This window comes from Streptomyces sp. NPDC057654 (genome assembly GCF_042800135.1).
Classification (GTDB): Bacteria; Actinomycetota; Actinomycetes; order Streptomycetales; family Streptomycetaceae; genus Streptomyces.
In genome coordinates, this window is the sequence record NZ_JBHVHQ010000374.1 from 1 (window position 1) to 7,870 (window position 7,870).

Consider the following 7,870-nt stretch of genomic DNA (forward strand, 5'->3'; position numbering starts at 1 on the left):
TCCGGCGCCCATGCGACCACCACGCAACCCATCCACACCAAGTCCAGCAGTCTCTCCGGGGCTGACCTGGAGCCACCTACTCACGAATTAGGAGCTATCCGGCCACGGCAAGCCCCACCACTCTCGACCGCCACTACCGGCCGCCCACTAAAGCTGAGCAGCCAACGCTCGTAGTGAGCAACCCTCAGAAACCCGCAGGTCACACCGCTCAACCGGCGCAATCCAATAACCTACCCGTAAGTAACTTCTGGCGCGTCCCGCTCATCAAACTGAGCAATGCGCAGGTCAGCCTCAAAGGGCTGCTCACTTCTAAGGGAGCCGCAACAACAACGTGCACGACCTCCCATCCGACGACGTACGGCTGCTTGTCCAGGCGCTGCCGACGGCCCGGATCACGCTGCTGGGCCACCCCCACCCGGAGCAGACCGCGCTCGCCGCGCATCTGGGTGCCTCTGCCGAGTCCTTGCCCGGCTGGGACACCGACACCGTGGTCGCCGTCTTCGCCGCCGAAGACTGCGCCCTGGACTACCCCACCGCACAGCGGGTCTTGGCGCTCACCGCTGGTTTGCCGCTGTACGTCCTCAACTCCGCGGCGCTCACCCGCACCCTCTACGCAGGTGACGGTGCCGCCTTCTGCGCGGCGGTGCAGGAGCAGACCCACCTCGCCCCCACGACCCAGGAACGCATCCTGGCAGAGACTTTCGGACACCTGTCCGTGCCGGCACGCACGATGGCCGGCCTCATGCCAATCGCCGAAGTTCCCCTGAGCAGCCCGGAATTGCAGCAGCTGGTGGCCTCGCGGGACCGACACGTCCCACTGCCGCGGCCGGGGCCGTACGCGAAATCGCAGGCCTCGGCCTCGTACAGACATTCGCCGACGGTTTCACCAAACTCCACGATGCGGCCGCACCGTTGGCCCTCCTTGCATCGTATGATCTGCCCGAGGAAGCCGCCCGCCGTGTCGAGCAGACCCTGGCTGATCTTCTCCAGGGCCACAGGGAGCTGCCGCGGCTGGCCCGCTGGATGCGGCTGCTCGCCGATACCGGCCAGATCGACCTCTTGCTGGAGATCACCAGCCAGGAGGGCTTCTACGAGGGTGGCTTCCCACGCGAACTGCGCACGGTGATCGCGGACGTGGCGCAGGAACCACGTCGGGACGCCGTCGACCGCCTTGATGCGCACAGTGCGTTGGCCACCTGGGCATACGGGGACACCGATTGGGACGCCTACGCACGCCACGTCCACGCCATGGAAGCTCTCGCCGCAGAGGGCGGCAGCGGGATCGGACCACGCGAGAAGGTCCTGGTGGCCACCCGCCAGTTCCCACTGCACGGGCACACCGGTGACATCGAAGCCCTCAATGCTGCGTTCAGGACAGCCCTGGCTGAGGTTCCCGCCCCCTCGCTCCTGGAGCGATCTCTGCGCTACGGCTACGTTCAGGGGCTCTACCCGCGGGCAGTTACCGAGCCGCAGGCCCCGAGGCCCTGGAGCTCGCCGACGCCTACTGCGATCACCTCGGCCTGGACCTGGCCGACCTCCACGGCCCCACCGAGGCACTGCAACAAGCCTGCCTGAACAGCGAGACGCCCGACGACTACAAGCGCCTCGCCGACTGCTTCGCCATGCATGTCAAGTGCTGCCGTCAGCTCAAACTCGACTACGGCAGCGCCGCGTTCCCCGCGATGAAGCTCTACATGGTCGCCGGGGCCTGGCGATCCGCCGTCGACCTCGGCCAGGACGTGGTCGAGACCTTCCTGCGCTTCGACGAAGGGCAGGCCGCCCTGAGCCTGATCGACCGGCAGCTCCTGCCCATCGCCCAGGCCTACAACCTGCCCGAACTCATCGTCGGGCTCAGGTCTCACCGAGCCGTGGCCCTCGCCCGTACCGGAGACATCGCTGCGGCCAGAGCAGAGATCAGCAGCCTCACACAGTACGAGCCCACCCCCGCGCAGACAGACGACATTCGCGAGCAGGTCAGCATCATCGAGGATCTCGCTGCTCAACAGGCCCAAGGTCACCCGTGAGCCACCTCGCCAGGCGGGACGCTCGCCTGCTCCCCCAAGCCGACGCCTCGGTCACCCGAACAGTTACACCGCGCTCCCCCGCACGTCTCTGACCTGCACAGACGAAAGACAATCCACAGGGATTCTCGTGGTAGCTGTGACTTTCCAGCTCAGTCTCGAACTCGCAACTCACAGGGCCACACATCGCTGGCCATAGCCGAACAGAACGCAACCTGCAGAGGTCAGGTACCCCGCACACTTCGGTCCGGATCTTCCAGCTTGACCACGTGTGCCCAGCTCACATCCCCAAGCGCACCAGATCAGGGCCGGGAAGCCACAGCGCCGGCGTCAGGTCGAGAGGCCGCGGATCACTGCCGCCTTGTCGATCTTGCCGAAAGCGGTGCGCGGGAAGTCGCGCAACACTTTTATCTCGTCCGGGAGTTTGAAGGCGGCAAGGCCGCGCCCGGTCAGGTGGGCGTTCAGGTCGGCTCGGGTGGGCGGTGCTCCGCGGGGTACGACGCAGGCGCAGGAGCGCTCGCCCAGGTGCTCGTCGGCCAGTCCGACCAGGATGGCGTCGTAGACCGCCGGATGGGTCAGCAGGTGGTTCTCCACCTCCTCGACGGGAACCTTCTCGCCGCCCCGGTTGATGACGTCCTTCAGGCGTCCCTCCACCACCAGGTGGCCGGACGGCAGGCGCCGTGCCAGGTCGCCGGTGCGGAAGAAGCCGTCCGGGGTGAAGACGCGGGCGTTGTGCTCCTCGGCGCGGTAGTAGCCGCGCATGGTGTAGGGGCCGCGGGCCAGCAGTTCGCCGGTGGCGCCGTCCGGCACGTCCGCGCCGTCGGGGCCGGCGACGCGGATCTCGTCGTCCGGGCTGAGCGGGCGGCCCTGCGTGTCGAGGATCAGTGCCTCGGGGTCGTCGAGGGCCGTGAAGCACAGCAGGCCCTCCCCCATGCCGAAGACCTGCTGAAGCCGGCAGCCCAGTTCCGGGGTGACGCGCGCCGCGGTTCCGGCCTTCAGCCGGGACCCGCCGACCTGGAGGAGGCGCAGGCTGGACAGGTCCTCCTCGGCCCATTCGAGGGCTTCGAGCCACAGCAGGACCAGGGAGGGGACGAGGGAGGTCATGGTGACGCGTTCGCGCGCGATGAGCGGGAACGCGGCGTCGGGGCTGGAGCTGGGGCACATGACGACGGTTCCGCCCGCGTCGAGTACGCCCAGCAGGCCGGGGCAGGCCAGCGGGAAGTTGTGCGCTGCCGGCAGTGCGGTGAGGTACCGCGTCCGCGCGGTCACCCCGGCGACGGCGGCGCTCGCGGTGGCGTTGTACACGTAGTCGTCGTGGGTGCGGGGGATCAGCTTGGGGGTCCCGGTGGTGCCGCCGGACAGCAGCAGCACGGCCACGTCGGATGGATCGGGGCCGGCGGGCAGCGGCAGCGGGCCGGTGGGCAGCGACGCCAGCGGGGTGAACTCCTGCGCCTCGCCGGCCACGATGACGTGCCGCAGACGCGGGGCGCCGTCGCGTACCGCGCGGGCGAGCGTACGCGCGTCGTAGCCGAGATGCGTGTCCGGGACGACGTAGGCGACGGCCTCGGACACCGCGAGCAGGTTGGCGATCTCCGCCTCCCGGTGCGCGGGCAGCGCCATCACCGGTACGGCGCCGAGCCGGAAGAGGGCGAAGGAGAGTTCGACGAACTCGGCCGTGTTCGGCAGGTGTACCACCACGCGGTCGCCGCGGGTGATGCCGAGGTCGTGCAGTCCTGCCGCCAACCGGTCGGCGCGTACGTCGAGTTCGTGGTACGTCCAGCGTCGGCTCCCGTCCACGAGGGCGGGCGCGTCGGGCGTGGCGGCTGCCCGGTCGCGCAGCAGGGAGCCGAGGGTACGGCCGCGCCAGTGTCCGCGGGCGCGGTAGCGCTCGGCGTACTCGGCGGGCCAGGGAGTGAAACCGTCGAGCATGGTCAGGCCTTTCTCGGGACGACGTGGGGGGCGACGCTGCGGAGCTTCTCGCAGGTCTCCTCGTACTCGCGGGCGGGGCGCGAGGCGCCGACGACACCGGCCCCGGCCCGCAGCCAGGCCCGGCCGCCTCGCTGGTAGACCGCGCGCAGCACCAGGGCCGCGTCGAGGGTGCCGTCGCTGGAGGCGCGCAGGACGGTGCCCGCGTAGGGGCCGCGCCGCTCGCTCTCCAGCTCCCGGATGAGCCGTCGCGCGGCCTGCTTGGGGATGCCGGACGCGGTGACCGGCGGGAAGACCGCGCCCAGGGCGTCCCACCCGGAGTGGTCCGGGGCGAGGTCGGTCACGACGCGGGAGGCGAGGTGCTGGACGCTGCCGCGCGGTTTGACGGTGAGGAACTCCGTGACGCGGGTGGTGTCCGGCGCCCCGATGCGGGTCAGTTCCTCCACGGCGAGCCTGACGGACATGGCGTGCTCGTGCACCTCCTTGGGATCGCGGTGCAGTTCCGCGCGCAGGGCCGCGTCGGTGTCGGCGTGGCCGGTCAGCGCGCGGGTGCCGGCCAGCGGCTGGGTGGAGGCGGTGCCGTCGCCCGGCGCCTCGATGACCGTCTCGGGGCTGAACCCGGCCGTCTGGAGGCCGTCGAGGTCGAGCAGGAAGGAGCGCGCGGGCGTGTTGGCCCGCCGTCCGGCGAGGTACGTGGCGGGCATGTCCACCCCGAACGGCACGGTGACGGTGCGCGACAGGATGACCTTCTCCAGGCGGCCGGCGGCGATCTCGGTGACGGCGCGGGAGACATGGTCGTGGTACTCGGTGTGCGGGGTGTGGACGTCGACGGGCACGGGGGCCGGCGACCGCTCGTCCTTCCAGGGTGCGGCGTCGAGGAGTTTGGTGATGCGGCCGATGACGGCGGGGTCGGCCGAGCGGAGGGTGGCGCCCCGGTGTGTGAGGGTCAGCTCGGTCGCCGGAACGATCAGGTGTCCCAGGAGGGTGTCCTCGCCGGGCGCGTCAGGGGGGAGGGAAGAGGTCTCGTGGAGGCCGCCGTCCCCGAGTTCGAACGCGAGCCAGCCGTACGCGTTCCACTCCCCGGGCCCGATCCGGTCGAGGGCGGAGCGGATGGCCCGCCAGGGGCTGCCGGTCAGGGGGCTGGTGGTCTCGGCCATGCCGGTGCCGCGGGTGCGTATGGCGCGGGCGTCGACCAGGATCTCGGCGCGGGAGTTGCCCGCTATGTGCCAGGTGCCCTCGTGTTCGTAGACGACGTAGTCGCCCAGCAGTCCGGAGGCGGCGACGCAGGTGGCGGCGGCGAAGGGATCGAGAGGCCCTTCGAGATAGGTGTGGTGGTGCTGTTCGGCCATGGGTGGGTTCTCCTGAGTCAGCGGTGGCGCGGGGTGCGCAGCGGTGCGGCCACGAGGTCGGCCACGCGGGCCACGTTCGGTTCCTCGATGCAGCTGAAGTGGTTGCCGTCGACGACGGTGACGGGCAGGTCGTCCAGGCACACGTCCCGCCAGAAGGCGAGGGTGGTGTCGTCCATGCCGGGGGCGAAGCCGGACGCGCCGCCCGGCAGCAGGAAGCGCATGTCCCCGGCGTACGGGTCCAGGTGGACGCGGGCGCTGAGGAAGCTCTGCCGGAAGACGGCGAACATGGCCGCGACCATTTCCGGCGGCACGTCCTGGCCGCCGGCCTCGGTGGCGGCGCGGGCGTACGCGGCGAACCGCTCCTCGCGGGTGTGGGAGGCCAGGCGGCGGAAGAAGGCTCCGGCGCGGTCGAGTTCCGGGTCGCCGCCGACCTCGGTCAGCGCGCCGTGCGGCACCTTGCCTGCGTTGGCCTCGACGACGTGCATGAATCCGCGGACGACGGTCTCGCTCCCCGGGTCGCCGTAGCCGGTGTCGGCGAGGGAGATGTGCAGGTTGGGGACGAAGAGGATCTCGGTCATCAGGTCGTCCTCGACGTCGACGGCGACGGGGTGGCTGCTGATCAGGACGAGGTCCTCGACGATCACGCCGCGCTCGTCGAGGCGGCGGGCGACCTCGGTGGCGTAGAGGCCGCCCAGGCAGTAGCCGATGAGCTGGACCCGGTCGCGGCCCTCGGCCAGGAGGCGTTCGGCGTAGTCGTCGGCGGCGCGTTCGACGACGGTGGCCGGGTCCTGTCGCAGGTAGTGCTCGGTGTCGTCGATGACGACGCCGAGGACGGGCCCGAGGTCCTGGGCGACCAGGCGCGCCGCCAGCGGCCGGTAGCAGTCCATGGTGCCGAGTCCGGCGTGGAACATCACCCGCAGCGGGCCGTCGCCCGTGGTGCTGAAGGGCACCAGGGCCGCCCTGCTGCCCGGGGCCCGTCGGACTTCCGGCGCCGCCTCGTCCGTCGGCCGCCCGTCCCGCTCGCGCAGGAACGCGGCGAGTGCGGCGATGTCGGGGTGGTTGAGGAGGTGGCGCAGCAGGGTGTCGAAGGGGACGCCGGCCGCTTCCGGGACGTCCTCGCGCAGACGGCCGGCCATGCGCGCCATGATGAGGGAGTCGGCGCCGTGGTCGTAGAAGTCGCCGGTGCGGCCGAGGCCGCCTCGGGGCAGGGCCTCGGACCACAGGGCGATCAGCCGGGTCTCCAGTGCGTCGGCGGGTTCGTCCTCCCCCGCCGTGGTCGCCGTGCCGGTGTCCGGCGGGGCGGTGCGCCAGCCGGCGAGGGTCTTGCGGTCGACCTTGCCGTTGGCGGTGAGCGGCAGCGCGTCGGCCACCTGGATCTGGGTGGGGATCATGGGGGCGGGCAGGCGGTCGCGCAGGAAGGCGGCCAGTTCGGGTTCGGTGACCGGGGCCCGGTCGCCCTTGATCCGGGCGGCGAACAGGTGGAGGTGCTGTGCGGCGAGCGGGTGGTCGTCGCCGGGCAGGGTGAGCACGTCGTGCACGCCCTCGTCGCGCAGCAGGCCGAGCCACTGGTCGCGGTCGAGGTAGGAGGCGCCGCCGCGTGCGCGGTCGTCCTCGGGTTCGGTCATCATGAACGCCTGCGAGGCGAGGATCCAGGGGTGTTCGCGGGTGGGCTCGGTGAAGACCAGCAGTCCGCCGGGTGCGGTGAGGTCGAGCAGCCGGCGCAGGGCGGCCCGGATGTCGCGGGCGTTCTCCAGCACGCCGGCGGCGAGCACGATGTCGTACGCGTTCGGTGCGAGGCCCTGGGCCCGGTGGTCGGTGTCGACGTCGAAGACGCCGAAGGTCGTCTTCGGGCGGTCGCGGTCGCCGAAGCGGCGGCGTGCTTGGGGCAGGAAGAAGGCGGCGGCATCTGTGAAGTGGTAGGCGCCGTCGCGGGCGGACAGGGCTTCGAGGGCTTCTTCGGTGGTGCCGCCGGTGCCGGCGCCGACCTCCAGGACGCGCAGCGGACGCTCTTCGGGGTGGGCGTCCGCGGCCTGTACGAGCAGGGTCCCGACGGCGCGGTTGAGGTAGCGGGCGGCGGCGTTGCGCCGGTAGAGAGCGTGGGCGGTGTGGAAGTCACCGTCGGGGAAGAGGAGGTGGACGGGGTCCTGGCGGCCGGTGAGCAGGTCGGGCAGGCGGTCGGTGTGGCTGCGGACGTAGGTCAGGACGTCACGCGAGGCGATCTGCTCGCTCCACGCCTTCTCGGCTCGTTCCCAGAGCGCGGCGGCGGTGGATGCCTGGGGCGCCCCGACGTCCTGGGCGGCCAGGACGTCGAGCCAGCGGCGCACCAGCCAGTGGTGGCGCGGCTCGACGCCGGCCCGTTCGAGGTCCTCGTCCGTCGGGCGCCCGGCGGGCGAGGGCAGCAGGCCGAGTTCCCCGAGGGCGCCGGCCATGGCGGCCAGGACGGCGTCGTCGAAGGCGTCCACGTGGGCTGTCATCTCGTCCCGCCCGAGGCGGGGCACGGCGGCTTCGGCGGCAGCGGCGACGCGGGCGGCGGGCAGGCCGGCGGGCGGGATGCCGTACGGCCAGCACTCCGGG

The 7,870-nt window shown here is 71.5% G+C and carries 5 protein-coding genes; 2 read left to right on the top strand and 3 right to left on the bottom strand.

The window, feature by feature from the left end; genetic code table 11:
* Positions 1 to 912: 912 nt before the first annotated feature.
* Positions 913 to 1,575, top strand: a complete 663-nt coding sequence (locus ACFU99_RS24875) for a hypothetical protein (RefSeq protein ID WP_384395506.1) — start codon at positions 913 to 915, stop codon at positions 1,573 to 1,575.
* 47 nt (positions 1,576 to 1,622) lie between these two features.
* Complete coding sequence (locus ACFU99_RS24880) at positions 1,623 to 2,024, top strand: hypothetical protein (protein ID WP_384395508.1); 402 nt, start codon at positions 1,623 to 1,625, stop codon at positions 2,022 to 2,024.
* A 327-nt stretch (positions 2,025 to 2,351) separates the two neighbouring features.
* Here ACFU99_RS24880 and ACFU99_RS24885 read toward each other — a convergent pair whose 3' ends face one another.
* The 3 genes from ACFU99_RS24885 to ACFU99_RS24895 form a co-directional block, all read right to left on the bottom strand.
* Positions 2,352 to 3,950: a (2,3-dihydroxybenzoyl)adenylate synthase gene (locus ACFU99_RS24885; RefSeq protein ID WP_384395510.1), complete on the bottom strand. Its 1,599-nt coding sequence runs from the start codon at positions 3,948 to 3,950 to the stop codon at positions 2,352 to 2,354.
* Positions 3,951 to 3,952: 2 nt separating this feature from the next.
* Entirely contained in the window at positions 3,953 to 5,296 is a 1,344-nt protein-coding gene (locus tag ACFU99_RS24890; protein ID WP_384395512.1) for a salicylate synthase, read from the bottom strand.
* 17 nt (positions 5,297 to 5,313) lie between these two features.
* Positions 5,314 to 7,870, bottom strand: a 2,557-nt coding sequence (locus tag ACFU99_RS24895) for a thioesterase domain-containing protein (protein WP_384395514.1), incomplete at its 5' end; no start/stop codon positions are given.